Consider the following 24,808-nt stretch of genomic DNA (forward strand, 5'->3'; position numbering starts at 1 on the left):
CGCCACGTGTGCGCCCGCCACGTGTGCGCCCGCCACGTGTGCGCCCGCCACCACCCAGGCCGCGCCCCTCACGTTCCCCCGGAGCTCCCTCAGATCTCCGGGCGCCGATGCAGGACCAGCGGCACCGTCCCCGTGGAGAAGCCGCGGCGGTCCAGGCGGCGGCCCGCCAGTTTGTACGGGCGTATCACCACGCTGCGGTCCACCACCTCGATGTGCGGCAGCTTGCGCATGATCGACGTCTCCAGGCGCTGACCGTCGCTGATGGTGCGCAGCCACACCGCGATCAGCAGGTTGAACGGCCCCGCCGCCGAGAGGACCGCCCGCACCTCGCCGATCGACGAAAGGGTCACCGCGGCCTCGTCGAGCCGGTCCGAGGGGACCCGCGCGAACAGCCACTCCGAGACCGACCAGCCGGTGAGGGCGCGGGCCAGCTCGCAGCGAAGCCGCAGGTTGCCGTTGCCGATGAGCTGGTTGAGGCGGCGCCGGGTCGTGCTCTCGCTGCTGCCACTGAGCTGCGCGAGGTCGCTCAGCGGGACCCGGCCGTCCTCGGACAGGGCGGCGGCGAGGTCCCGGTCGGCCGCCGTCGGCAGATACGTACCGCCGTCCTTCGGCGGCTTCGGCAGGCTCGCCTGCAGCGTCCGCTCCTGCGCCCGGCTGAGCGCCCGCAGCCGCCAGCGGCTCGCGTCCGTGTACGTGTTCACCAGGATGTGGCTCTGCACGCGCAGCACGTGCCGTACCCGGGCGAGCCGCTCCAGGAGGTACCAGGACAGCTGGTCCGTGTCGTCGCACACCACCGTCACAAGGAGGTCGCGCGCGCCCGCCGACACGTCGATCGTCATCGCCTGCGGATCCGCGGCCAGCGCCTCCGCCACCTCCAGGCTCCGGCCCGGCTCGGTGATGATCTCCACCAGGGCCATCGCCGGGTCGGGTACGAACAACGGCTGGCACGACACCCACGCCGCCCCGTGGCTCTGCAGCCGAGCCCAGCGCCGCGCCGCCGTCGAGGCGTCCACGTCCAGGGCGCGGCCCACCGCGGCCCAGGACGCGCGCGGATTGATCTGCAGCGCGTTCACGATCTCCAGGTCCAGCTCGGAGAGCTTGAAGGAATCCAGTGATTCTCTCGGTTCCATGACGGAATCATGCATGTTCGCCCGTCGATCTGGCACGCGTCCCACTCTGGTCGGCACCACCCGCACGTGCCACGACCCGAGGGGGCCGACATGACGACGCTGGCCGACCAGGAGACCACCGCGACCATCGGCGATGCCGTGATCGCCGAGATCGACGGACTCCGCGACCGACTCGTCGGGCTCAGCCATGACATCCACGGCTTCGCCGAGCTCTCCTTCGAGGAGCACCGGGCCGCCGCCGTCCTCGCGGACGAGCTGGCCGCGGCGGGCTTCGACGTCGAGCGCGGCGTCGCGGGCCTGCCCACCGCCTTCAAGGCCTCGTACGGGACGGGCGACCTCGTCGTCGGCATCTGCGCCGAGTACGACGCGCTGCCGGACGTCGGCCACGCCTGCGGCCACAACATCATCGCCACCACCGCGCTCGGCGCGGGCCTCGCCCTCGCCAAGGTCGCGGACCGGCTCGGCCTCACCGTGAAGGTCCTCGGCACGCCCGCCGAGGAGCACGGCGGCGGCAAGGTCCTGATGATCGACGCGGGCCTCTTCGACGACCTGACCCTCGCGATGATGGTCCACCCCGGCAACGCCGACACCCACCCCGCCGACACCGCCACGCAGGGCGTGAGCCGCTGGGCCGCCACCTTCTCCGGCAAGGCCTCGCACGCCGCCGCCGCACCCCAGCTCGGCGTCAACGCCGCCGACGCGGCGGTCGTCACCCAGGTCGCGCTCGGCCTGCTCCGCCAGCAGCTGCCCGCCACCGCCCGCGTCGCCGCGTTCGTACGCGAGGGCGGCCAGGCCACCAACATCATCCCCGAGCGCACGGTCGTCGACTTCGAGGTCCGCGAGTTCGACCTCGAAGCCCAGCGCAACCTGCACGCCCGGGTCCTCGCCTGCTTCGAGGCGGGCGCCCTCGCCACCGGCTGCACCCTCGAACTGGAGGAGACCGAGCCGGAGTACGCGCCCCTGCAGCAGGACGCCCGCATCGGCGACCGCTACGCCGACGCACTCGACCGCGTCGGCCGCCCGATCGCCCAGCGCTCCCCGCTCAGCGGCGGCTCCACGGACATGGGCAACGTCTCCCAGCTGCTGCCCAGCATCCACCCGATGATCGCCGTACGCGGCAGCGAGAACCCCCCGCACACCCACGGCTTCGCCCGGGACGCCGTCAGCGCCGAGGCCGACGCCACCGTCGTCGACGGCGCCACCGCGATGGCGCTCACCGCCGTCTCCGTAGCCCAGGACGAGGCCCTGCGCGGCGAACTCCTCGCCGAGCAGCGCGAGCGCGCCGCCACCACCCCGAACCGGAGCCGGTGATGACCACGACGACCACACCCACACCCCGCAGAGCGCCCGAGACGAACGCGACGAAGTCCCGCCTCGCCTCGTACGCGCCGCTCGTCGTCACCGCCCTGGTGCTGACCGCGCTCGCCGAGCTGATCGGCCCGCACACCCTGAACCTCGGCGTCGGCGAGGTGACCCTGCACCCGCTGGTCTGGGGCATCCTCATCGGCGGCGTCGTCAGCATCCAGAAGGTCAAGCCGCTGCCGGTCCGGGCACAGCAGCTCGCCACGCAGACCGTCCAGGTCGGCATCCTGCTGCTCAGCGTCCGGCTCAGCTTCCTCGTCGGCGAGAACCTGCCGGTGCTCGCCGACGCCGGCCCGGCGCTGCTCCTGCAGGAGCTCGGGCACCTCTTCGGCACGGTGATCTTCTCGCTGCCGCTCGCCGTACTCCTGCGCATGGGCCGCCCGGCGGTGGGCGCGTGCTTCTCCATCGACCGCGAGGGCTCCTTCGCCATCGTCTCCGAGCGCTACGGCGCCGACTCCGACGAATACCGCGGCGTCCTGTCGATGTACGTCTTCGGCACCATCGTCGGCGGCCTCTACGTCACCCTGCTCGCCTCGTTCCTCGCGGGCACCGGCGTCTTCGACCCGCTCGCCCTCGCCATGGGCACCGGCGTCGGCTCCGGCTCCGTGATGGCGGCCTCGTCGGCGGCGATCGCGGCCCAGCACCCCGAAATGGCCGACCAGATCCTGGCGTTGGCCGCGGTCAGCAACCTGATCACGAGCCTGCTCGGCCTGTACGTCGGCATGTACGTGGCGCTGCCCATGGCCGAGCGGTTCTACCGGCTTCTGGCCCGCCGCTGGAAGCAGCCGGAGACGACGGCGCCGGCGGCTGAGGCGGCCCCGGCCGGCGAGGTGGCTGAGGCAGCCGAGCCTGCCGTGCCGGCCGCGTCTGCCGAGGCGAAGGCCTCGCTCCGCTTCGCCCTTCCGCTGGTCGTCGGCGGCATGGTCCTGTCGACGATCCTCTTCAACAAGGGCTTCGACTGGAAGATCCTCGCCGGCTACGCCCTGATGACGGCCGTGGTGCTCGTCGCCGTCGCGCTGAAGAAGTACACGAAGCTGTCGCCCGTCATCGGCGTCACGACCATCGGCATCCTGCTCAGCTCGCCCTGGTCCCCGGTCGGCGAGCAGATCTCGTCGCTCCTGAAGCCGATCGAGTTCCTCGCTCTGACCACCCCGGTCCTGGTCCTCGCGGGGCTCGGTCTCGGCAAGGACTTCGGCACACTGCGGCGGGTCGGCTGGCGCATCGTCCTGGTCGGACTGGTGTCGTTCGCCGCGTCGTTCGTGGTGTCCACCCTGATCGCCGAGGTCACCCTCGGCCTCGGCTGACCCTGACCCGGGTCACACCCCAGCCGCCCCCGGCGCGCCCGTACCCCACGTACGGCCCCGCGCCGGGGGCGGCCACCGTTTTCTCCCCTCCCCGCCCCTTCCCGAAAGCCCTGGCGGACAGCTCCGGGGGTGCACCCCCGGCCCCCGCTTCCGAGGGCTGCTGCCCCTGGACCCTGCTCGGGGCTGCCGCCCCGTTGCCCAGCTTGGGGTTGCCGCCGCCGTCCCCCTGCCCCGGGGGTGCCACCCCTGGACCCTGCTTGGGGTTGCCGCCCCTGGGCCTCGCCCGGGGCTTCGGTCCCGACCTCGCTTTCGGGTGCTGCCGCCCCTCGTTACCCTGCCCGGGGCTGCCGCCCCTGGACCCCGCCCGGGGGTGCCGCCCCCATTCCCTTGCCCCGGGGGTGCCGTCCCTGGACCCTGCTCGGGGCTCCCGCTCCCCGGACCTGCTTGGGGTTGCCGCCCCTGGACCCCGCTTGGGGCTGCGCCCCGGGCCCCCGGGCCGTTGTTCGGCTGCGCGCTTCGTCGTGGCTGGTCGCGCAGTTCCCCGCGCCCTAAAAGCGAGCCCCTAGCGGGGCTGAAACCAACCCCAGCCCGCAAAATCAGCCCCTCCGGCGTTTGAGGGGCGGGGGTCCGGGGGCCGGCCCCCGAGGCGGGGTCCAGGGGCGGCAGCCCCGGGGCGCGGGGGCCGGGGGCGCAGCCCCCGGAGTTGTCCGCTGAGGACTTTCGGGAAGGGGCGGGGTGGGGAAGATCAAACCCTCCGTACCCCCAGCAGCTGCACCAACTCCTCAGCCGTACGCGGGAGTTCACCGTCCACCGGCGCCAACCCCCGCGCCCGCAACACCCCCTCCACCGCCACGCCCCAAGGCAGCCGCAACCCCGCCTCGGCGAGCAGTTGGTGGCGGGACAGGAGCGCCGGGGCAGGGCCCGTGCGGGCGCCGGACGGGGTGAGCAGGGCCGCGTCGTCGGCCCAGCGCAGGGCGAGGTCCACGTCGTGGGTGGCCATGACCACGGTCGTGCCGGAAGCCCGTAGCCGCGACAGCGTGTCGAGGAGCCGCTCCTGCCCGTCGGGGTCGAGCCCGGCCGTGGGCTCGTCGAGGATCAGCACGCGCGGCCGCATCGCCACGGCCCCGGCGATGGCGGCGCGCTTGCGCTGCCCGTACGACAGCAGATGCGTGGGCCGGTCCGCGAGCCGGGCGATGTCGAGCGCCGCCAGGGCCTCGGCGACCCGGGCCCGCACCTCCGGCTCGGGCAGCCCCAGGTTGAGCGGCCCGAACGACACGTCCTGCGCGACGGACGCCGCGAACAGCTGGTCGTCCGGATCCTGCACGACCAGCTGGACGCTGGTGCGCAGCCGAAGCAGCCCCTTCCGGTCGTACGTCACCGGGGTTCCGTCGACGCTCAACTGCCCGGCGTCCGGGCGCAGTCCGCCGCTGAGCAGCCGCATCAGCGTGGTCTTGCCGCTGCCGTTGCGGCCGAGCAGGGCGAGGGCGCGGCCCTCGGCGACGTCGAAGTCGAGCCCGTCGAGCACGGTCGGGCCGTCCTCGTAGGCGTAGCGGGCGCCCCGCAGGGAGACCAGGGGCACGCTCATGGCAGCAGCCTTTCCAGTACGAGAGTGAGGGCCGTGAGGCCGAGCAGAAGAGCGAGCGAGGCGGCTACGAAGCGGCGCGAGACCCGCACGTCGGGCACGAGGACGTGCAGCGTCCCGTCGTACCCGCGCCCGGCGAGCCCCGCCTGAAGCCGGCTCGCCCGGTCGAAGGCCCGCACGAACGCCGTCGCGCCGAGACCCGCGAGGGAGCGCCAGGTCGCCGCCCGCGTGCTGTGGCCGAGCCGGGCGGCCTGCGCCTGCCGGACACGGCTCATGGAGTCGAGGAGCAGAAAGCTCATCCGGTACGTCACTAGCGCCACGTCCACCACCGGCGCCGGCACCCCGGCCCTGACCAGGCGGGGCAGCAGGTCCGACATGGGCGTGGTGAATGCCAGGAGCAGCACTCCGAGCGAGGCCGCCGAGGTGCGCAGGAGCAGTTCGCCGGCGCGTACGGGACCGTCGTCCGCGAGGCTCAACAGCCCCTCGGGGCCGCCGACTTGGACGAGGAGGCTCAGCGCGCCGGTGACGCAGAACCCGAGCGGGATACGGTACGCGCGCCACAGTTTGCGGGCCGGCACCCGGGCCGGGCCGAGCAGCAGCACGAGTGCGGCGACCAGGACCAGGGCGGCGCCGGGCCACGGCGGCAGGGAGACGGCGAGCACGGTGAGGCCGAGTCCGAGCACGGCCTTGTCCAGGGGATGGCGGCGGCGCCAGCAACTGCTGTGCGCCGCCGCGTCGATGGGCAGCACAGGGCCTCAGGACTCCTCGGCCTCGGACCGGCCGGAGCCGCCCTGCGCATCGTGCGCCTCCGCCCGAGCCTCCCCCCGCGCCGTCGCCCGAGCCGCCGCCCGTTCCTCGCCCTGACGCCGCCCCCTGCGCAGCCCGAAGTAGTACGCGAGGACGCCCGCGCCGACCGCCGCCTGCAGCGCGAACAGGGCCGACTCGACTTCCCCCGACGGCGGTTCGTAGAGCGGCGAGAACCAGGGCTCGTACTCCGGGTCGAGTTCGGTGACGGCGTTCTCGGCCTGGGCGTCGGAGCCCGTGAACGGCTCCTTCTTGTGGTCGCCGAGCCCGAGGGCCAGGGGCAGCACCGCGAGGGCGGCCACGGCGAGCAGCAGCAGCGTATTGATCTTGGCGTTCCGGCTCATCAGGCGCCGGCCCCCGTCCCGACCTCGGTCGCCGACTGCTGCTGCTTGCGCTTCGACAGCACGCCGAGCCGGACGAGTTCACCCTTGCTGGACTGCTTCAGGAGCCGCATCACCAGGACGGTGAGCAGGCCCTCGCTCACCGCGAGCGGGATCTGCGTGACGGCGAAGATCGAGCCGAACTTGGCCAGGGCGCCCAGGAATCCGGTGCCCGGGTCGGGGAATGCCAGGGCGAGCTGGACGCTGGTGACGCAGTACGTCGACAGGTCCGCGACGAACGCGCCGCAGAACACGGCGACCATCAGCGGCACTTCGTACCGCTTGAGCAGGCGGTACGTGCCGTACCCGGCCCAGGGTCCGACGACCGCGAGGGAGAACACGTTGGCGCCGAGGGTGGTGAGGCCGCCGTGGGCGAGCAGCAGCGCCTGGAAGAGCAGGGTGATCGTGCCGAGTACGGCCATGATCGGCGGGCGGAACAGGATCGCTCCGAGCCCGGTGCCCGTCGGATGCGAGCAACTGCCCGTCACCGAGGGGATTTTCAGGGCGGACAGGACGAAAGTGAAGGCGCCGGACGCGCCGAGGAGCAGCGTGCTCTCGGGGTGTTCTCTGACCTCACGGGTGAGCGAGCGCACCCCCTGGACGACGAACGGGGCGGACGCGACGCTCCAGGCGATCGCGTGTGCCGGTGGCAGAAAACCTTCGGCTATGTGCATGGCTCAGCAGACCCTCTCCAGCACCTCGTGGATGGCAACGTGCCTTGGCCGGTCTCCTGGCTGACGGGTCGTACCGCCCGGACTCCGCCTTCCCGGGCGCGCTGACGCACCCAGTGGCTGCCCCGAAGGGCCGGAGCCGGACTTCCCGATCACAGTGGCGAGGGCCGCACCGGCATCACACCGGATTTCCCGAACACCAAGGCGTGGTGACCATATTGCCTGGCAGCGAGGTTGACAACAGCAGGTCCCGGCCCCACTCCGAGGCCCGGCCGCCCGCTCAGGGTTCGATGAGGCCGGAGCGGATCGCGTACCGGGTGAGTTCGAGGCGGTCGCGCAGGCCGAGTTTCTGCAGCAGGTTGGCGCGGTGGCGTTCGACGGTCTTGGGACTGATGACGAGCAGGTCCGCGATCTGCTGCGAGGTGTGGCCCTCGGCGACCAGCTTGAGGACCTCCTCCTCGCGGTCCGTGATCGCCTTCGTCCTCGGCGGAAGGTCCACGCCGCCCCCGCCGCCGCTGTTCTTCGCGCGGTCGAGGAGGTTCCGGATCAGGGTGTTGACCGTGCCCGGGTAGATGAACGGCTCGTCCCGCATCGCCGCCCGGCAGGCCTCGACGAGATCGCGGTCCGCGACCGACTTGAGGACATAGCCGCAGGCCCCGGCCCGCAGCGCCTCGAAGAAGTACTGCTCGTTGTCGTACATCGTCAGGATCAGAACGCGGGTCTCCGGGCACAGCCGGGCCAGCTCGCGCGCCGCCTGCAGTCCGGTGAGGCGCGGCATCGCGATGTCGAGGATCGCCAGGTCGGGGGCGTCGGCGCGGGCCCGCTCGACGGCCTCGGCGCCGTCCCCGGCCTCCGCGACCACCGTCAGATCCGGCTCGCTGTCGAGGATGAGCCGCACTCCTCGGCGTACGAGCGCGTGGTCGTCGGCGAGCAGGATGCGCACGGGGCCGGGGCCGGGGCCGGGGCCGGGGGAGCGGGACAGGGACACAGGGGCGCGGGCTCCTCGGGTCGAGTGGGTGCGGTGCTGCGGCCAGCCTCCGTGCTCCGCACCCGATCTGTCCATCGGGGCCCGGAACGTGCCACGGGCCCGGAACGTGCCGGGGGTCCGGCCGTTCGACCGCCTGACGGAGACGGGACCGCGGCCGCCGGGTATCAAGGAGGCATGGCCACCACCGCGTACCGCTCCGTCCGCTCCCTGCGCAGCCTCCTCCGGCACGCCGACCACGCCGTGTTCCGGCAGGTCGCGGTGCGGTCCTGGCCGGCCGCCGAGCCCGTGCTCCCACGGCTGAGCCGGGCCGCGAACCACGGGCTCCTGTGGGGCGGCGCGGCCGTCGGCATGTGGGCGCTCGGCGGGGCGCGCGGGCGCAGGGCCGCCGTGCGGGGCATCGCCTCGCTCGCCCTCGCCTCGGCGACCGTGAACACCCTCGGCAAGGGCGCGGTGCGCCGCTCCCGCCCCGTCCTCGACGCCGTGCCCGTCATCCGGCACCTGCCGCACCAGCCGCTGACCAGCAGTTTCCCCTCCGGCCACTCGGCCTCCGCGGCCGCGTTCGCGGCGGGTGCGGCGCTGGAGTCGCGTGGCTGGGGCTCTGCCCTGGCCCCGGTGGCGTTCTCCGTCGCGTTCTCCCGCATCTACACCGGGGTGCACTACCCGAGCGACGTGCTGGTCGGCGCCGCCCTCGGTGTGACCGCCGCTTTCGCCGTACGCGGCCTCGTGCCCTCGCGCGACCAGCTGCCGCCGCCCGCCCGCCGGCAGGTGGACGCCCCGGCGCTCCCGGACGGCGACGGCCTGTACGTCGTCGTCAACCCCTCGTCCGGAGCGCAGCCTCAACTCCTCGACCCCGTACGCCAGTTGAAGTCTCTCCTGCCGCAGGCGGAGGTGGTCCTGCACGACGAGAAGAGCGGGCCGCTGCCCGAGGTCCTGGCGGCCGCGGCCGAGGACGCGGCCCGCAAGGGCGGGGTGCTCGGCGTGTGCGGCGGCGACGGCACGGTCAACGCGGCCGTCGAGCCCGCGCTCAGGTACGGGGTGCCGCTGCTCGTGCTGCCCGGCGGCACGTTCAACCACTTCGCGTCCGACCTGGGCGTCGACACGGTCCCGGACGCCTGCGCGGCGCTCGCCACCGGCCAGGCCGTACGCGTCGACGTGGGCCGCGTCACCCCGCTCACCGACCCGTCCGCGGCGGCGGAGGCGGAGGCCGGGGCGGCCGAACCTGCGTACTTCCTCAACACGTTCAGCCTCGGCGCGTACCCGGAGCTCGTCCGCCACCGCGAGCACTGGTCGCCGCGGATCGGCGGGCCCGCCGCGACGCTCCTCGGCATCGCGAGGATCCTGCGCACCGCGCACCCGATGCGGGCCGTGGTGAACGGCCGCCGCCGCGCCATGTGGCTGCTCTTCGCCGGCAACGGCGTCTACCGCAGCCTCGGCATCACCCCGGTCCGCCGCCACGACCTCGCCGACGGGCTGCTCGACATCCGCATCGCGCACGCCGGCCGCCTCGCCCGCACCCGCCTGCTCGCCACCGCCCTGGTCGGCGGGGTGGCCAGGACCCGCACGTACGCGGCCGCGCATGTGCCCCGGCTCCTGGTGTCGAGCCTGGCCGAGGGCACACGCATGGCGTACGACGGGGAGGTCGTCGCCGCCCCGCGGGCCTTCCGCGTCGACAAGCTGCCGGAGTCCCTGACGGTGTACCGGCCCCTTGCCGCGCCGCCGGACCTGGACCAGCCCGAGCACTCCGGTACGTGAAACGCGCACCGCCCGGCCCGCCGCCCCTCGGAGGGAACGGCGGACCGGGCGGTGTGACGCCTGGCAACCCGAGCCGAAGCGGCCTGAGTTGAGACTGCCTCAGCCGAAAGGTCAGGCGGCCGGGGCCGGGTACGTCGGGTACTCGACGCCCGAGACGTGCTGGACGACGCGGATGACCTGGCACGAGTAGCCGAACTCGTTGTCGTACCAGAGGTAGAGGATCGCGTTGTCGCCGTCGACCTTGGTGGCGCCGGCGTCGACGATCGAGGAGTGGCGCGAGCCGACGAAGTCCATGGAGACGGCGTCCGGCGCGGTCGTGAAGTCGATCTGGCGCTTCAGCGGCGAGTTCAGCGAGACGTCGCGCAGGTACTCCAGGACCTCTTCGCGGTTGGTCTCGCGGCCCAGGCGCAGGCTGAGGATCGCGATCGAGACGTCCGGCACGGGCACGCGGATCGAGGAGCCGGTGATCGGCGCCTTCAGGTCCGGCAGGGCCTTCGCGACGGCCGAGGCGGCGCCCGTCTCCGTGATCACCATGTTGAGCGGCGCGGAGCGGCCACGGCGGTCGGCCTTGTGGTAATTGTCCAGCAGGTTCTGGTCGTTGGTGAACGAGTGCACCGTCTCGACGTGACCGCGCAGGACGCCGTACTCGTCGTCCATCGCCTTCAGCGGCGGCACGATCGCGTTGGTCGTGCAGGACGCGCAGGACAGGATCTGCTCGTCCGGCTTGATCATGTCGTGGTTGACGCCGTGCACGATGTTCGGGACGTCGCCCTTGCCGGGGGCGGTCAGGACGACCTTGTCGATGCCCGGCCGCAGGTGCTTGGAGAGGCCCTCGCGGTCCCGCCACTTGCCCGTGTTGTCGATGAGGATGGCGTCCTTGATGCCGTACGCCGTGTAGTCGACCTCGGACGGGTCGTTGGCGTAGATCACCTTGATCTCGTTGCCGTTGGCGACGATCGTGCTGTTCGCCTCGTCGACGGTGATCGTGCCCTGGAACTGGCCGTGGATCGAGTCGCGGCGCAGCAGCGAGGCGCGCTTCACGATGTCTTCGGCGGCCCGGTCGCCGCCGCCGCGCACGACGATGGCGCGCAGGCGCAGGCCGTTGCCGGAGCCGGCCTTCTCGATGAGGAGCCGGGCGACGAGGCGGCCGATGCGGCCGAAGCCGTACAGGACGACGTCCCGGCCGTCGCCGCGCTCGATCTTGTTCGCGCCGGTGGCGCCCGCGACGGCTTCGGCGGTGAACTCCTCGACCGACAGACCGCGGTCGTCAGCGCCGTACGCCTCGGCGAGCAGGCCGATGTCGACCTGGGAGGGGCCGAGGTCGAGCGTGGTGAGCGCCTGCAGGAACGGCAGCGTCTCGGTGACCGAGAGCTCCACGCCCGCGATCTGCCGCGCGAACCGGTGCGTCTTCAGGATGCTGACCACCGACTTGTTCACCAAGGAGCGGCTGTGCAGCAGGACGGTGACGTCCCGCTCGCGGTGCAGCTTCCCGATGATCGGGATCATCGACTCCGCGATCTCCTCGCGGTTTTTCCAGTTGGTGAACGAGTCCTCGTTGACAGTCACGTTTTTATCTTTCGAGCTAGGCGGTGCTCATATGCTAACCCTCCCGCATTCGAGCCCGGCGTGCGGCCTTTGTGTCCCTGTTCACACTGGTTTGCCGCAGGGTTACGGGCCTGCGCGGGAGGGTGCTCGTGAGGCCTACTCGAAGAGCGTCGTGGGGCCCGCTCCGCGGCGGACGATCTCGGCGTCGCCGCCCGAGAAGTCGATCACCGTCGTCGGTTCGGTGCCGCAGTCACCGGAGTCGACCACCGAGTCCACGACGTGGTCGAGGCGCTCCTTGATCTCCCAGCCCTGCGTTAGCGGCTCCTCCTCGTCGGGCAGCAACAGCGTGCTGGAGAGCAGCGGTTCGCCGAGCTCGGCGAGGAGCGCCTGGGTGACCGTGTGGTCGGGGATGCGCACGCCCACCGTCTTCTTCTTCGGGTGCATCAGCTGGCGCGGCACCTCCTTCGTCGCGGGCAGGATGAAGGTGTAGCTGCCGGGGGTGGCCGCCTTGATCGCCCGGAACACGTCGTTGTCGAAGTAGACGAACTGGCCGAGCTGCGCGAAGTTCTCGCAGACCAGGGTGAAGTGGTGGCGCTCGTCGAGGTTGCGGATCGAGCGGATGCGGCCGATGCCCTCACGGTTGCCGAGCTGGCAGCCGAGGGCGTAACAGGAGTCCGTCGGGTAGGCGACCAGGGCTCCGGAGCGGATGTCGTCCGCCACGTTGCCGATGATGCGCCGCTGCGGATTGTCGGGGTGCACGTCGAAGTACTTCGCCATTGGCCGAGCGTATGGGATCGGGGCCGCGCGCGAGCCCTCACTCGCTGATCGCGCCGAGGAGCGTACGGGCGCACAGCTCCCGCACCTCGTCGCGGCCGAGATCCGGCTCGTCCAGCCAGTCCAGGCAGACCGTCACCAGGAACGCCAGCCAGCCGCGCACCGCGAGCCGCAGCGCCGGGCCGCCCGGCGCAGCGGACGGGCGGGACTCCGCGAGGGCCCCGAGGATCTGCTGCTCCTGCGCGGCGAGGCTCGCCCGGTACACCTCGCGCACCGTCGGATCGCCAGCCGCCTCGGCGCGGTGAAAGGCGCGGAAGCCCTCGGCGTGCTGCTCGACGTAGGAGAGGAACAGGTCGATGCCCGCGTCGATCTGCTCGCGCAGCGGGCGGCCCGGCACGGCCGCGGTCAGCCGCAGCATGCGCTCGCTCTCGTGCCGTACGACGGCGGCGAAGAACTCCCGTTTCGTCGGGAAGTAGTGGTAGAGCAGGCCGCGCGAGACGCCCGCGATCTCGGCGACCTCCTCTATCCATACGTCGTCGTACGGGCTGCGCGCGAAGAGCCGCGAGCCGACCGCGAGCAGCTGCTCGCGGCGCTCCTCGGTGCTCAGCCGGCGGCGGGTGCGTGCGCTGCGGTTCGCTGGCATGGCAAGGACCGTACTCGACGCGCTCCCGGAGCCGTCCGGGATGTTCCGGCCGTACGTCCTTGACGGCGATTCGGCGGCGCGACCACACTGGTCGGGAGCTATTGAACTCGAATCCAATAGTGCAATCGGCGGTCGTGGCAGGGGAGTTGGGGCAGATGGCGCAGATCACCGAGGCGGCGGCACCGGACGGGGGCGCCGCGCTGCCCAAGGGCTTCCGCAGCGCGCAGCAGGGCTGGCCGGAGCTCGACCGCATCCCGCACCCGCCGCGCCGGATCCCGCTGCTCGGCGACGTGGTCGGGGCGACCGTGCGCAGGCCCGTGCAGGACTCGATGCGGTTCGCCCGCGAGCTCGGCCCGATCTTCCGGCGCAAGGCCTTCGGCAAGGAGATCGTCTTCGTCGGCGGGGCCGCCCTCGCCGCGGACCTGGCGGACGAGTCCCGGTTCGCGAAGCACGTCGGGCTCGGCGTCGCCAACCTGCGGCCGGTCGCCGGGGACGGCCTCTTCACCGCGTACAACCACGAGCCCAACTGGCAGCTCGCGCACGACGTTCTCGCGCCCGGCTTCCACCGGGACGCCATGGCCGGGTACCACCGGCTGATGCTCGACGTGGCCGGGCGGCTCACCGAGCGCTGGGACGAGCGGGAGCGCGCGGGCCGGGCGGTGGACGTGCCCGGGGACATGACGAAACTGACCCTGGAGACCATCGCGCGCACCGGATTCGGGTACGACTTCGGCTCGTTCGAGCGGGAGCGCCCGCACCCCTTCGTGACCGCGATGGTCGGCACCCTCGCCTTCGCGCAGCGCCGCAACGTGGTGCCCGGCCCGCTCGCCCCGCTCGTGCTGCGCGCGGCGACCCGGCGCAACGAGGCGGACATGGCGTACCTCAACCGCACCGTCGACGAGGTCGTCGCCGCGCGGCAGGCCGAGGGCGGCGGCGGTGAACTGCGGGACCTGCTCGACCGGATGCTGCAGGTCGCCCACCCCGAGACGGGGGAGCGGCTCACCGCCGAGAACATCCGGCGGCAGGTCATCACGTTCCTCGTCGCCGGGCACGAGACCACCTCCGGCGCGCTCTCCTTCGCCCTGCACCACCTCGCCCGCGACCGCCAGGTCCTCGCCCGCGCGCAGGAAGAGGTGGACCGGGTCTGGGCGGGCAAGTCGGAACCGGCGTACGAGGACGTGGCGAAGCTGCGCTATCTGCGGCGGGTCCTGGACGAGTCGCTGCGCCTGTGGCCGACCGCGCCCGGCTTCGCCCGCGAGGCGCGGCACGACACGGTGCTCGGCGGTGAGCATCCGATGCGGCGCGGGGCGTGGGCGCTCGTCCTCGCGATGAGCATGCACCGCGACCCGGAGGCGTGGGGGCCGGACGCGGACTCCTTCGACCCGGACCGCTTCGACCCGAAGGCGGTACGGGCGCGTCCCGCGCATGTGTTCAAGCCGTTCGGGACGGGGGCGCGGGCGTGCATCGGGCGTCAGTTCGCGCTGCATGAGGCGACGTTGGTGCTCGGGTTGTTGTTGCGGCGCTACGACTTGCGGGGGGAGCCGGGGTATCGGTTGCGGGTCGCGGAGCGGTTGACGTTGATGCCGGAGGGGTTGAGGCTCAACTTGTCCCGCCGCTGAGTTCTCTCCCGGGGCCTACCGCCCCCGAACCCCCACCTGCGGCTGCCGCCCCCCCCTCGCGCCCCTGCCTGGGGGTGTCGCCCCCGGACCCCGCTTCGGGGCTTCGCCCCGTCCCTGGCCGTCGTTCGGCTGCCGGCTTCGTCGTGGTTGCTCGCGCAGTTCCCCGCGCCCCTGAAGGACCCGGGGCTTCACCCCGAAGCCCTGGGCCGGTCGTTCGTCTGCCACGCTGTCGTGGCTGATCGCGCAGTTCCCCGCGCCCCCCCCAAAAGCCCCGGCCGTCGTTCGGCACTCCGACCGTCGTGGCCGGTCGCGCAGTTCCCCGCGCCCCTGTTCGGGGCTTCGCCCCGTCCCCGGCCGTTGTTCGGCTTTCCCGCAGTGGTGGCTGGTCGCGCCCACGCGGCGGAGCCGCACATGTCACAGCCCCGCGCCCCTTAAAGCCCGCCCCTCCCCGGCAAATCCAGTCCTACCCCGCCAAATTCAGCCCCTCTGGCGTTTGAGGAGCGGGGGTCTGGGGGCTGGCCCCCAGGAGCCGACGGCAGTCTTTCGGGAAGGGGCGGGGAGGGGATCAAGGCGGGGTCCGGGGCGGAGGCCCGGGGAGTGGGGGGCGGGGGCGTAGCCCCCGGGGTTGTTCTCGGGGCGAGCGGCGCGATAGGTCACCGCGGTCGCGTGATCAAGAGCCGCCCGGAGAGGGCAAGGTCACAGCGGTTGGCACTGCTGCTCGGCTGTGAACGTGCCCTAACATCCGAGCCATGACGGTCCTGCCTGACGACGGGCTTTCGCTGGCCGCCGAGTTCCCTGATGCGACCCACGAGCAGTGGCAGGCCCTGGTGTCGGGCGTACTGCGCAAGTCGGGCAAGGAATTCTCGGGCACGGCGGCCGAAGACGCCCTCTCCACCGCACTCGAGGACGGGCTCAGCACCCGCCCCCTCTACACGTCCCACGACCCCGCGCCGGACACCGGCCACCCCGGCTTCGCCCCGTTCGTGCGGGGCGGCAGGCCGCAGGGCGGTGCCGCCGCGGGCTGGGACGTGCGGCAGCGGCACGCCGACGCCGACCCGGCGCGCGTCAACGAGGCGGTCCTCGCCGACCTGGAGAACGGCGCCACCTCGGTCTGGCTGACCGTCGGCCACGGCGGCGTCCCCGTTTCCGGCCTCGCCCGCGCCCTCGACGGCGTCTATCTCGATCTCGCACCCGTCGCCCTCGACGCAGGAGCCGAATACGCCGACGCCGCAAGGGAGTTGCTGCGTCTGTACGCCGAGCGCGGCATCACCGCCGAGCAGGCGAGCGGAACCCTCGGTGCCGACCCGCTCGGCCACGAGGCCCGTACCGGCGAGGAGTTGGACGCGGCGCCCGCCGCCGACCTCGCCGCCCGCTGCACCCGCGAGTACCCCGGTGTCCGCGCCCTCGCCGTGGACGCCCTGCCGTACCACGAGGCCGGCGCCTCGGCGGCGGAAGAGCTGGGCTGCTCCCTCGCCACCGGACTCGCCTACCTCAGGCAGCTCACCGACTCCGGCCTTGGTCTCCAACAGGCCCTCGGCCAGCTGGAGTTCAGGTACGCGGCCACCGCCGACCAGTTCCTCACCATCGCCAAGCTGCGCGCCGCCCGCCGCCTCTGGGCCCGTATCGCGGAGGTCTGCGGGGCGCCCGCCGACGGCGCGCAGCGACAGCACACCGTGACGTCGCCGGTGATGATGACCCGCCGCGACCCGTGGGTGAACATGCTGCGCACCACGGTCGCCACCCTCGCCGCGGGCGTCGGCGGCGCGGACTCCGTGACCGTCCTGCCCTTCGACGCGGAGCTCGGCGTGCCCGACGCGTTCGCGCGCCGCATCGCCCGCAACACCTCGACGATCCTGTTGGAGGAGTCGCACCTCGCCCGCGTCGTCGACCCGGCCGGCGGCTCCTGGTACGTGGAGCGGCTCACCGACGAACTCGCCCACGCCGCCTGGGAGTTCTTCCAGGAGATCGAGCGCGAGGGCGGCCAGGCGGCGGCCCTGCGCTCCGGTTTCGTACGCGACCGGCTCGCCGCCACCTGGGCCGCGCGCAGCGCCAAGCTCGCCACCCGCCGCGAACCCGTCACCGGCGTCAGCGAGTTCCCGCACCTCGCCGAGAAGCCCGTCGTCCGCGAGCCCGCCCCCGCCCCGCTCACCGGCGGCCTGCCGAGGGTGCGCCGCGACGAGCAGTACGAGGCGCTGCGCGCCCGCTCCGACGCACACCTCGACGCGACCGGCACCCGACCCAAGACGTTCCTCGCCGCCCTCGGCCCGGCCGCCGCCCACACCGCGCGCGCCACGTTCGCCGCCAACCTCTTCCAGGCGGGCGGCATCGAGCCCGTCCACGACCCGGTCACCGTCGACGCGGACACCGTCGCCGAGGCGTTCAAGGCCAGCGGCGCGGGCGTGGCCTGCATCTGCTCCAGCGACGCGCTGTACGAGGAGCAGGCCGAGGCCGTCGCGAAGGCCCTCCAACAGGCGGGCGCGCAGCGGGTGTTCCTCGCCGGGAAGCCCGCCGAGCGCGCCGGCGTCGACGCATATGTGTTCGCGGGCTGCGACGCGGTCGCCGTCCTCACCTCCACCCTCGACCGCATGGGAGTGGCGTGATGCCGAACCAGCAGCCGGACCAGCAGAGCCCGCAGAGTAGTTCGCAGATCCCCGACTTCTCCGTCATCGGCCTCGGCACCGGCGCCCCCGCGGGCTCCGGCGACGAGTGGCGCGCCGCCGTCAAGGAGTCCACGGGCAAGTCGGTCGACGACCTGACGTGGGAGACTCCCGAGGGCATCGCCGTCCAACCCCTGTACACGGGGCGGGACTTGGAGGGCCTGGACTTCCTCGGCACGTACCCGGGCGTGGCCCCGTACCTGCGTGGCCCGTACCCGACGATGTACGTCAACCAGCCCTGGACGATCCGGCAGTACGCCGGTTTCTCCACGGCCGAGGAGTCCAACGCCTTCTACCGGCGCAACCTCGCCGCCGGGCAGAAGGGCCTCTCCGTCGCCTTCGACCTGCCCACGCACCGCGGGTACGACAGCGACCACCCGCGCGTGACCGGTGACGTCGGCATGGCGGGCGTCGCCATCGACTCCATCTACGACATGCGGCAGCTCTTCGACGGCATCCCGCTGGACAAGATGACCGTGTCGATGACGATGAACGGCGCGGTGCTCCCCGTACTGGCGCTGTACATCGTGGCGGCGGAGGAACAGGGCGTACCGCCCGAGAAGTTGGCCGGGACCATCCAGAACGACATCCTCAAGGAGTTCATGGTCCGCAACACCTACATCTATCCGCCGAAGCCGTCGATGCGGATCATCTCCGACATCTTCGCGTACACCTCGCAGCGGATGCCGCGCTACAACTCCATCTCCATCTCCGGCTACCACATCCAGGAGGCGGGCGCGACGGCCGACCTGGAGCTGGCGTACACCCTCGCCGACGGCGTGGAGTACCTGCGCGCCGGGCAGGAAGCCGGCCTGGACGTGGACGCGTTCGCGCCTCGCCTCAGCTTCTTCTGGGCGATCGGCATGAACTTCTTCATGGAGGTCGCCAAGCTCCGCGCCGCCCGCCTGCTGTGGGCGAAGCTGGTCAAGCAGTTCGACCCGAAGAACGCCAAGTCCCTCTCCCTGCGCACCCATTCACAGACCTCGGGCTGGTCGCTCACCGCGCAGGACGTGTTCAACAACGTCACGCGTACGTGCGTCGAGGCCATGGCCGCAACCCAGGGCCACACCCAGTCGCTGCACACCAACGCCCTCGACGAGGCGCTCGCGCTGCCCACCGACTTCTCGGCGCGCATCGCCCGCAACACCCAGCTCCTCATCCAGCAGGAGTCCGGCACGACGCGGACGATCGACCCGTGGGGCGGCAGCGCGTACGTCGAGAAGCTCACGTACGACCTCGCGCGCCGCGCCTGGCAGCACATCCAGGAGGTCGAGCAGGCCGGCGGCATGGCCAAGGCCATCGACGCGGGCATCCCCAAGCTGCGCATCGAGGAGGCCGCGGCCCGCACCCAGGCCCGCATCGACTCCGGCCGGCAGCCCGTGATCGGCGTGAACAAGTACCGCGTCGAGAACGACGAGCAGATCGAGGTCCTCAAGGTCGACAACTCCTCGGTCCGCGCCCAGCAGATCGAGAAGCTGCGCCGCCTCCGCGAGGAGCGCGACGGCCAGGCCTGCCAGGACGCCCTCGACGCCCTGACCCGCGCCGCCGCCGAATCCACCGGAAATCTCCTGGAGTTGGCGGTGAACGCGGCCCGCGCCAAGGCCACCGTCGGTGAGATCTCGGACGCACTGGAGAAGGTGTACGGGCGGCACGCGGGCCAGATCCGTACGATCTCCGGCGTGTACCGCAACGAAGCAGGCCAGTCCCCGTCCGTGGAGCGCACCCGCGCCCTCGTCGACTCCTTCGAGGAGGAGGAGGGCCGCCGCCCGCGCATCCTCGTCGCCAAGATGGGCCAGGACGGCCACGACCGCGGCCAGAAGGTCATCGCGTCCGCCTTCGCCGACCTCGGCTTCGACGTCGACGTCGGCCCGCTGTTCCAGACCCCGGCGGAGGTGGCGCGGCAGGCGGTCGAGGCGGACGCGCACATCGTCGGCGTCTCCTCGCTCGCGGCCGGGCATCTGACGCTCGTACCGGCGCTGCGGGAGGAGCTGGCCGCCGAGGGGCGCGAGGACATCATGATCGTCGTCGGCGGCGTCATCCCGCCGCAGGACGTGCCCACGCTCCTGGAGATGGGCGCCACGGCGGTCTTCCCGCCCGGCACGGTCATCCCGGACGCGGCGTACGACCTGGTGGAGCAGCTCGGCGAGCAGCTCGGCCACGAGCCCGCCGGGCGTTGATCCGATGGCGAAGCCGATCGACATCGACGGGTACGTGAAGGGCGTGCTCGACGGGAAGCGCGCGCACATCGCGCGCGCCATCACCCTCGTCGAGTCCACCCGGCCCGACCACCGCACGCACGCCCAGGAGTTGCTGACACGGCTCCTACCGCACTCCGGGCGGGCCCGGCGGATCGGCATCAGCGGTGTGCCGGGCGTCGGCAAGTCGACGTTCATCGACGCGCTCGGCACGATGCTGACTTCGCTCGGGCACCGGGTCGCGGTCCTCGCCGTCGACCCGTCCTCGACCCGTACGGGCGGCTCCATCCTGGGCGACAAGACCCGGATGGAGCGCCTGTCCGTCGACCCGAACGCCTTCGTCCGGCCCTCCCCAAGTGCGGGCACCCTGGGCGGAGTTGCGAAGGCCACGCGCGAGTCGGTGGTGGTGATGGAGGCCGCCGGGTACGACGTGATCCTCGTGGAGACCGTCGGCGTCGGGCAGTCCGAGACGGCCGTCGCCAACATGGTCGACTCGTTCCTGCTGCTGACGCTTGCCCGTACGGGCGACCAGCTGCAGGGCATCAAGAAGGGCGTCCTCGAACTGGCCGACGTGTTGGCGGTCAACAAGGCCGACGGCCCGCACGAACGCGACGCCCGCTCGGCCGCGCGTGAACTCGCGGGCGCGCTGCGCCTGATGCATCCGGCGGACGCGGCCTGGACTCCGCCCGTCCTCAGCTGCAGCGCGCGCGAGTCCACGGGGCTCGACACGGTCTGGGACCGCCTTGAGCAGCACCGGGAACTCCTCGACTCGACGGGGCGGCTTGCCGCCAAGCGCCGGGATCAGCAGGTCGACTGGACCTGGAACATGGTCCACGACGAGCTTTTGCAGCGCCTGCATGCCCATCCGAAGGTTCGCGATCTCGGGCCTGATCTTGAACGGCGGGTCAGGGGAGGGGAGTTGACGGCGACGCTGGCGGCGGAGGAAATCCTGCGGGCTTTCAGAAGCTAACCCCACCGGGTCTCCGCCCCGGCCCCCGGTCGTTTTCCGGCCGCGCGCAGTTCCCCGCGCCCCTTGGCGGGGCTCCGCCCCGGTCCCTGGGTCGTTTCTCGGCTGCCGCGCCGTCGTGGCCGCTCGCGCAGTTCCCCGCGCCCCTGGTGGGGGCTTCGCCCCCGTCCCGGGTTGTTTTTCGGCTGCCGCGTCGTGGTGGCTGGTCGCGCAGTTCCCCGCGCCCCTGTTGGGGCGCTCAGCGCAGCCCCAGCCCGCACAATCCAGCCCTCCCCACCCCGGCAAAATTCAGCCTCTCCGGCGTTTGAGGAGCGGGGGTCCGGGGGCTGGCCCCCGTGCCGACGGCAGTCTTTCGGGAAGGGGCGGGGTGGGGATCTGGAACGGGGTCCGGGGCAGAGCCCCGGGGAGCGGGGGGCCGGGGCGTGTACCCGCCCGCGGCAGGTTCTTGACGAAAAGGAACCAAGAACGATCACCGCACGTCACAACTGCGCCGTATCGTCGCCTGCGACGCCACGCACTGACCACGCGTGACCGCCGCACCGCGACACAACCCCCCACACAGCACCCCCCACAGGAGCTACCAGTGTTCGGCGCCACACCCCCCACAGGCATACCCGAAAACCCCAACTCCCTCCTGAGCGCATGACCCCCGCCAGGCGGCGCGGACGCCGCAACCGCCCGGTGTTCATCGAGCGTGCGGGGCGGCGCAGACGAGTGCTGCGCCAGCTCGCCGCCGTGCTCGGCTGCGCCTGCGCGGGCTACCTGATGTTCCTCGTCGTCCTCGTCGACGCAGTACGGCAGCCCGCAGGCACCGCACCCCCGCGCATGGACGTACCGCTGCACACCACCAACGCCCGCCACGACACCACCGTCCCCGACGACGAGCAGAGCCGGCCGAACGAACCCTCCACCCCCACACCCACAACCACCGCACCCACCACCGCACCCACCACCGTGCCCGCCCCGCCGCGGGACGGGCGGTGAGCCCCAGGCACGCGCTGCGCCGTACCCCGCGAGGGCACTGGATCCTGCTGTTCCTCGTGCTGCCCGTGGTCACCATCAGCCTCCTCTTCGAGGGCTGGACCACGCACGAGGTCGACGCCGCGCGCTCCAAGGAACCGTGCACACGGCCCGTACCCGCGGCCGCCGACGACGGCGAGCCGGTGCTTCGCATCACCGGCGGCGCCATCGAGACCGCGGGCATGCCGCCGCGCACGGCCGCGCTCACCTTCAACGGCGGCCCCGACCCGTACTGGACGCCGCGCCTGCTCGACCTGCTGCGCGAGCACGACGCGCACGCGACGTTCTTCCTGTACGGGTCCCGCGCCACCCGGCACCCGGCCCTGGTCCGGCGGATCAGGGCCGAGGGCCACGAGATCGGCTCGTACACCTACACCGGCGGCGATCTCGGCACCGCGTCCGCACTCCGCGCCCGCATGGAACTCGCCCTCACGCAGACCGCGTTCGCGGGCACGGCCGGGGTGAACACGCGGCTGCTGCGGCTGCCGCACACCACCGCCGCCGACACCCTGTGCGGCGCCGAGTGGCGGGCGGCCGAACGGTCCGCGGACCAGGGCTACTTGATCGTCGCCGCCGACCACAAATCCCGCAGGCCCTCCGAGGGCGTGATCCGGCAGTACAGCCACACCGCACTCGGCCACGGGGAGGCGCGGGCCCTGCTGAGCAACCCGCGCGTCGACAAGTTCACCACCGTTACCGAGGGGCTCGGCCGGCCCACGCTCACCACCCCGGTCGGCGTCGCCGAACGCCTCAAGGGTGAGGGCCTGTTGTGGGCGCAGACCCTCGGGCACGCCTTCACCCGCGCCATGGCCTGGGTGCTCGGCGTCGCAGGGGTGCTCGGCGTACTGCGGCTGCTGCTGCTCGCCGTGTTCGCGCGCGCCCACGTGCGCCGCGTCGACCGGCTGCGGCCCGGCGCGCCCCGGCTGCGGGAGGTGCACGACCCGGTGACGGTGCTCGTGCCCGCGCACAACGAGGAGGCGGGCATCGACGCCACCGTCCGCTCCCTGCTCGCCTCGTTCTACCCGCGCCTGGAGATCGTCGTGATCGACGACGGCTCCACCGACCGCACCGCGGAGATCGTCGCGGCCTTCGACGACCCGCGCGTGACGCTCGTACGCCAGCCCAACGGCGGCAAACCCAGGGCCCTCAACACCGGCCTGGGGTACGCCCGGCACGACATCGTGGTGATGGTCGACGCGGACACCGTCTTCGAACCCGACGCGCTGTTCCGACTCGTCCAGCCGCTCGCGCACCCGGCGGTCGGCGCGGTCAGCGGCAACACCAAGGTCGGCAACCGCCGTTCCCTGCTCGGCCGTTGGCAGCACCTCGAATACGTCATCGGCTTCAACCTGGACCGCAGGATGTTCGAGGTCCTGGAGTGCATGCCGACCGTGCCGGGCGCGATCGGCGCGTTCCGTCGCGACGCCCTGATGGGCGTCGGCGGCGTCAGCGAGGACACCCTCGCCGAGGACACCGACCTGACGATGTCGCTGTGGCGGGCCGGCTGGCGCGTCGTGTACGAGGAGTCCGCGATCGCCTGGACCGAAGTGCCCAGCAGCATCGGCCAGTTGTGGCGGCAGCGCTACCGCTGGTGCTACGGCACGCTGCAGTCCATGTGGAAGCACCGCAGGTCCCTCCTGGAGGTCGGCCCGGCGGGCCGCTTCGGCCGCCGCGGCCTCACCTACCTGACCCTGTTCCAGGTGGTCCTGCCGCTGTTCGCGCCGGTCGTCGACGTGTTCGCGCTCTACGGCCTGTGCTTCCGCGACCCCACCCAGGCCCTCCTGGTGTGGCTGGGCTTCCTCGTCGTACAGCTCGTCACCGCCGGGTACGCGCTGCGGCTCGACGGGGAGCGACTGCGTGAACTCTGGTCGCTGCCCCTGCAGTTGTTCGTCTACCGGCAGCTGCTCTACCTCGTGGTCATCCAGTCGGTGATCACCGCGCTGCTCGGCACCCGCCTCAAGTGGCACCGCATGCTCCGCACCGGCACCGGCGACCAGCACCTCCTGGAGGAGGGCGACCGCCGCTCGCTGAGCACGTCCGCCCGTTGACGAAGGGAGAACACCCATGCAGCACCAGCACCAGTACCGGCAAAGTTTGCGCGCGGGCCCGGTCGTCGACGTGACCGGGCCCCTGTGGCAGGACGAGACAGCCGACGAGGTGCTCCTGCGCCCGCCGCCGCGCCGGGCGGTCCGCTCGCGCCCGCGCCGGCGCAGACGCCGCCGGCCGCTGCGCCGCCTCGTCCTGGTCCTGCTCGCGCTGCTCCTCGGCGTGCCGTTCGGCACGTATGCCTGGGCCGACACGCGCCTCAACCGGGACGTCGACCTCGGCACACACGGGCACCGCCCGCCGCCCGGCAAGGGCACCACGTATCTGATCGTCGGCTCCGACAGCCGCGCGGGGCTCACCGCCGAGGAGCAGCGGGACCTGCACACCGGGGCGGTCTCCGGGCGGCGTACGGACTCGATGATCCTGCTGCACACCGGCGAGTCCGGCACGACCATGGTGAGCCTGCCGCGCGACTCGTGGGTGACCGTGCCCGCGTATCTGCGCACGTCCACGGGCAAGCGCACGAAACCGGCGCAGAGCAAGCTCAACGCCTCCTTCTCGCACGGCGGGCCCGAACTCCTCGCGCGCACCGTGGAGTTCAACACCGGCCTGCGCATCGACCACTACGCGGAGATCGGCTTCGCCGGGTTCGTGAAGATCGTCGACGCGGTCGGCGGGGTGCGGATGTGCCTGCCGCGCGCCATCCGCGACGAGAAGTCGGGCGCCGACCTCCGCAAGGGGTGCCAGCAGCTGGACGGCGGTGAGTCCCTCGCGTTCGTACGGCAACGCCACCAGGAGGCGGAGGGGGACCTGGGGCGCACCCTCAACCAGCAGAAGTTCCTTGCCGCGTTGGCGAAGCGGGCGGCCACGTCGGACACGCTGCTCGACCCGACGGTCCTCTACCCGGCGCTCGGCGCGGGCCTGGACACGCTGGTCGTCGACCGTGACATGACGTTGCGTCAACTCGCGTCGATGGTACGGGCGGTGCAGGGCGTGACGGACGGGCGTGGCCGGCGCATCAACGTGCCGGTGGCAGCGGTCGGCGTTCCCACGCCGCAGGGGAGTGCGATTCGGTGGGACGAGGGGAGGGCGCGGGAGCTGTTCGATCGGTTGCGGCGGGATCTGCCGGTCGGCTAGCCAGCGCTGTCGCCCCACACCCCCGCCCCGGTCCCCGGTTGTTGTTCGGCTGCTGCGCGGTGGTGGCTGGTCGCGCAGTTCCCCGCGCCCCTGTTCCGGGGCTGTCGCCCCGGTCCCCGGTCGTCGCTCGCCTGCCGCGCCGTGGTGGCCGGTTGCGCAGTTCCCCGCGCCCCTGAACCGGGGGCTTCGCCCCGGTCCCGGTTCTTGTTCGCCTGCCGCGCGGTGGTGGCTG

General features: G+C 72.4%; 19 protein-coding genes and 1 riboswitch. Of the genes, 10 read left to right on the forward strand and 9 right to left on the reverse strand.

The window, feature by feature from the left end:
* Window positions 1-89: 89 nt before the first annotated feature.
* Entirely contained in the window at window positions 90-1,130 is a 1,041-nt protein-coding gene (locus QIS96_RS35790) for an Lrp/AsnC family transcriptional regulator (protein WP_282547040.1), read from the reverse strand.
* 90 nt (window positions 1,131-1,220) lie between these two features.
* Here QIS96_RS35790 and QIS96_RS35795 point away from each other — a divergent pair, with 90 nt between their 5' ends.
* Both QIS96_RS35795 and QIS96_RS35800 read left to right on the forward strand, forming a co-directional pair.
* Window positions 1,221-2,441 carry a M20 family metallopeptidase gene (locus QIS96_RS35795; protein WP_282547041.1) on the forward strand — a complete coding sequence of 407 codons (1,221 nt, stop codon included), beginning with the start codon at window positions 1,221-1,223 and terminating at the stop codon, window positions 2,439-2,441.
* On the forward strand, window positions 2,441-3,796 hold the full coding sequence (locus tag QIS96_RS35800; RefSeq protein WP_282547042.1) for a DUF3100 domain-containing protein: 1,356 nt from the start codon (window positions 2,441-2,443) through the stop codon (window positions 3,794-3,796). The genes QIS96_RS35795 and QIS96_RS35800 overlap by 1 nt, the downstream gene beginning before the upstream one ends.
* Window positions 3,797-4,541: 745 nt before the next feature.
* On the opposite strand, the gene QIS96_RS35805 is transcribed toward QIS96_RS35800, so the two are convergent.
* The 5 genes from QIS96_RS35805 to QIS96_RS35825 all read right to left on the reverse strand — a co-directional run bounded on the left by QIS96_RS35805 (window position 4,542) and on the right by QIS96_RS35825 (window position 8,221).
* Window positions 4,542-5,381: an energy-coupling factor ABC transporter ATP-binding protein gene (locus QIS96_RS35805; protein ID WP_282547043.1), complete on the reverse strand. Its 840-nt coding sequence runs from the start codon at window positions 5,379-5,381 to the stop codon at window positions 4,542-4,544.
* A complete protein-coding gene (gene cbiQ, locus QIS96_RS35810) occupies window positions 5,378-6,127 on the reverse strand; it encodes a cobalt ECF transporter T component CbiQ (RefSeq protein WP_282547044.1) in 750 nt (249 codons plus the stop codon). Before cbiQ ends, QIS96_RS35805 begins: the two co-directional genes overlap by 4 nt.
* A gap of 6 nt (window positions 6,128-6,133) precedes the next feature.
* Window positions 6,134-6,526, reverse strand: a complete 393-nt coding sequence (locus tag QIS96_RS35815) for an energy-coupling factor ABC transporter substrate-binding protein (RefSeq protein ID WP_282547045.1) — start codon at window positions 6,524-6,526, stop codon at window positions 6,134-6,136.
* Window positions 6,526-7,236 carry an energy-coupling factor ABC transporter permease gene (locus QIS96_RS35820; RefSeq protein WP_282547046.1) on the reverse strand — a complete coding sequence of 237 codons (711 nt, stop codon included), beginning with the start codon at window positions 7,234-7,236 and terminating at the stop codon, window positions 6,526-6,528. Before QIS96_RS35820 ends, QIS96_RS35815 begins: the two co-directional genes overlap by 1 nt.
* 29 nt (window positions 7,237-7,265) lie before the next feature.
* Window positions 7,266-7,452, reverse strand: a riboswitch (cobalamin riboswitch).
* 61 nt (window positions 7,453-7,513) lie between these two features.
* Complete coding sequence (locus QIS96_RS35825) at window positions 7,514-8,221, reverse strand: response regulator transcription factor (RefSeq protein WP_282547047.1); 708 nt, start codon at window positions 8,219-8,221, stop codon at window positions 7,514-7,516.
* A gap of 174 nt (window positions 8,222-8,395) precedes the next feature.
* Between QIS96_RS35825 and QIS96_RS35830 the strand changes: the two genes are divergently transcribed.
* Complete coding sequence (locus tag QIS96_RS35830) at window positions 8,396-9,973, forward strand: bifunctional phosphatase PAP2/diacylglycerol kinase family protein (protein WP_282547048.1); 1,578 nt, start codon at window positions 8,396-8,398, stop codon at window positions 9,971-9,973.
* A 111-nt stretch (window positions 9,974-10,084) separates the two neighbouring features.
* On the opposite strand, the gene QIS96_RS35835 is transcribed toward QIS96_RS35830, so the two are convergent.
* The 3 genes from QIS96_RS35835 to QIS96_RS35845 all read right to left on the reverse strand — a co-directional run bounded on the left by QIS96_RS35835 (window position 10,085) and on the right by QIS96_RS35845 (window position 12,935).
* On the reverse strand, window positions 10,085-11,539 hold the full coding sequence (locus tag QIS96_RS35835; RefSeq protein WP_282547049.1) for a glyceraldehyde-3-phosphate dehydrogenase: 1,455 nt from the start codon (window positions 11,537-11,539) through the stop codon (window positions 10,085-10,087).
* 135 nt (window positions 11,540-11,674) lie between these two features.
* Window positions 11,675-12,295 (reverse strand): L-threonylcarbamoyladenylate synthase, encoded by a 621-nt coding sequence (locus QIS96_RS35840; protein ID WP_282547050.1) that lies wholly within the window; start codon window positions 12,293-12,295, stop codon window positions 11,675-11,677.
* Between the two features lie 37 nt (window positions 12,296-12,332).
* On the reverse strand, window positions 12,333-12,935 hold the full coding sequence (locus QIS96_RS35845; RefSeq protein ID WP_282547051.1) for a TetR/AcrR family transcriptional regulator: 603 nt from the start codon (window positions 12,933-12,935) through the stop codon (window positions 12,333-12,335).
* A gap of 155 nt (window positions 12,936-13,090) precedes the next feature.
* Between QIS96_RS35845 and QIS96_RS35850 the strand changes: the two genes are divergently transcribed.
* The 7 genes from QIS96_RS35850 (at window position 13,091) to QIS96_RS35880 (ending at window position 24,576) form a co-directional block, all read left to right on the forward strand.
* Window positions 13,091-14,554, forward strand: a complete 1,464-nt coding sequence (locus tag QIS96_RS35850) for a cytochrome P450 (RefSeq protein ID WP_282547052.1) — start codon at window positions 13,091-13,093, stop codon at window positions 14,552-14,554.
* A 749-nt stretch (window positions 14,555-15,303) separates the two neighbouring features.
* Window positions 15,304-17,154, forward strand: coding sequence for a methylmalonyl-CoA mutase family protein (locus QIS96_RS35855; RefSeq protein WP_282547053.1), 1,851 nt, complete (start codon window positions 15,304-15,306; stop codon window positions 17,152-17,154).
* On the forward strand, window positions 17,154-19,388 hold the full coding sequence (gene scpA / locus QIS96_RS35860; protein ID WP_282547054.1) for a methylmalonyl-CoA mutase: 2,235 nt from the start codon (window positions 17,154-17,156) through the stop codon (window positions 19,386-19,388). Before QIS96_RS35855 ends, scpA begins: the two co-directional genes overlap by 1 nt.
* Before the next feature lie 4 nt (window positions 19,389-19,392).
* Window positions 19,393-20,376 carry a methylmalonyl Co-A mutase-associated GTPase MeaB gene (meaB, locus tag QIS96_RS35865; RefSeq protein ID WP_282547055.1) on the forward strand — a complete coding sequence of 328 codons (984 nt, stop codon included), beginning with the start codon at window positions 19,393-19,395 and terminating at the stop codon, window positions 20,374-20,376.
* 639 nt (window positions 20,377-21,015) lie between these two features.
* The gene (locus tag QIS96_RS35870) at window positions 21,016-21,357 is read left to right on the forward strand and encodes a hypothetical protein (RefSeq protein ID WP_282547056.1); all 342 of its coding nucleotides are present in this window, start codon (window positions 21,016-21,018) and stop codon (window positions 21,355-21,357) included.
* Window positions 21,354-23,441, forward strand: coding sequence for a bifunctional polysaccharide deacetylase/glycosyltransferase family 2 protein (locus QIS96_RS35875; RefSeq protein WP_282547057.1), 2,088 nt, complete (start codon window positions 21,354-21,356; stop codon window positions 23,439-23,441). The genes QIS96_RS35870 and QIS96_RS35875 overlap by 4 nt, the downstream gene beginning before the upstream one ends.
* A gap of 16 nt (window positions 23,442-23,457) precedes the next feature.
* Complete coding sequence (locus QIS96_RS35880) at window positions 23,458-24,576, forward strand: LCP family protein (protein ID WP_282547058.1); 1,119 nt, start codon at window positions 23,458-23,460, stop codon at window positions 24,574-24,576.
* The last annotated feature ends 232 nt before the right edge of the window (window positions 24,577-24,808 follow it).

The organism is Streptomyces cavernicola (assembly GCF_029968035.1).
GTDB classification, from domain to species: Bacteria; Actinomycetota; Actinomycetes; order Streptomycetales; family Streptomycetaceae; genus Streptomyces; species Streptomyces cavernicola.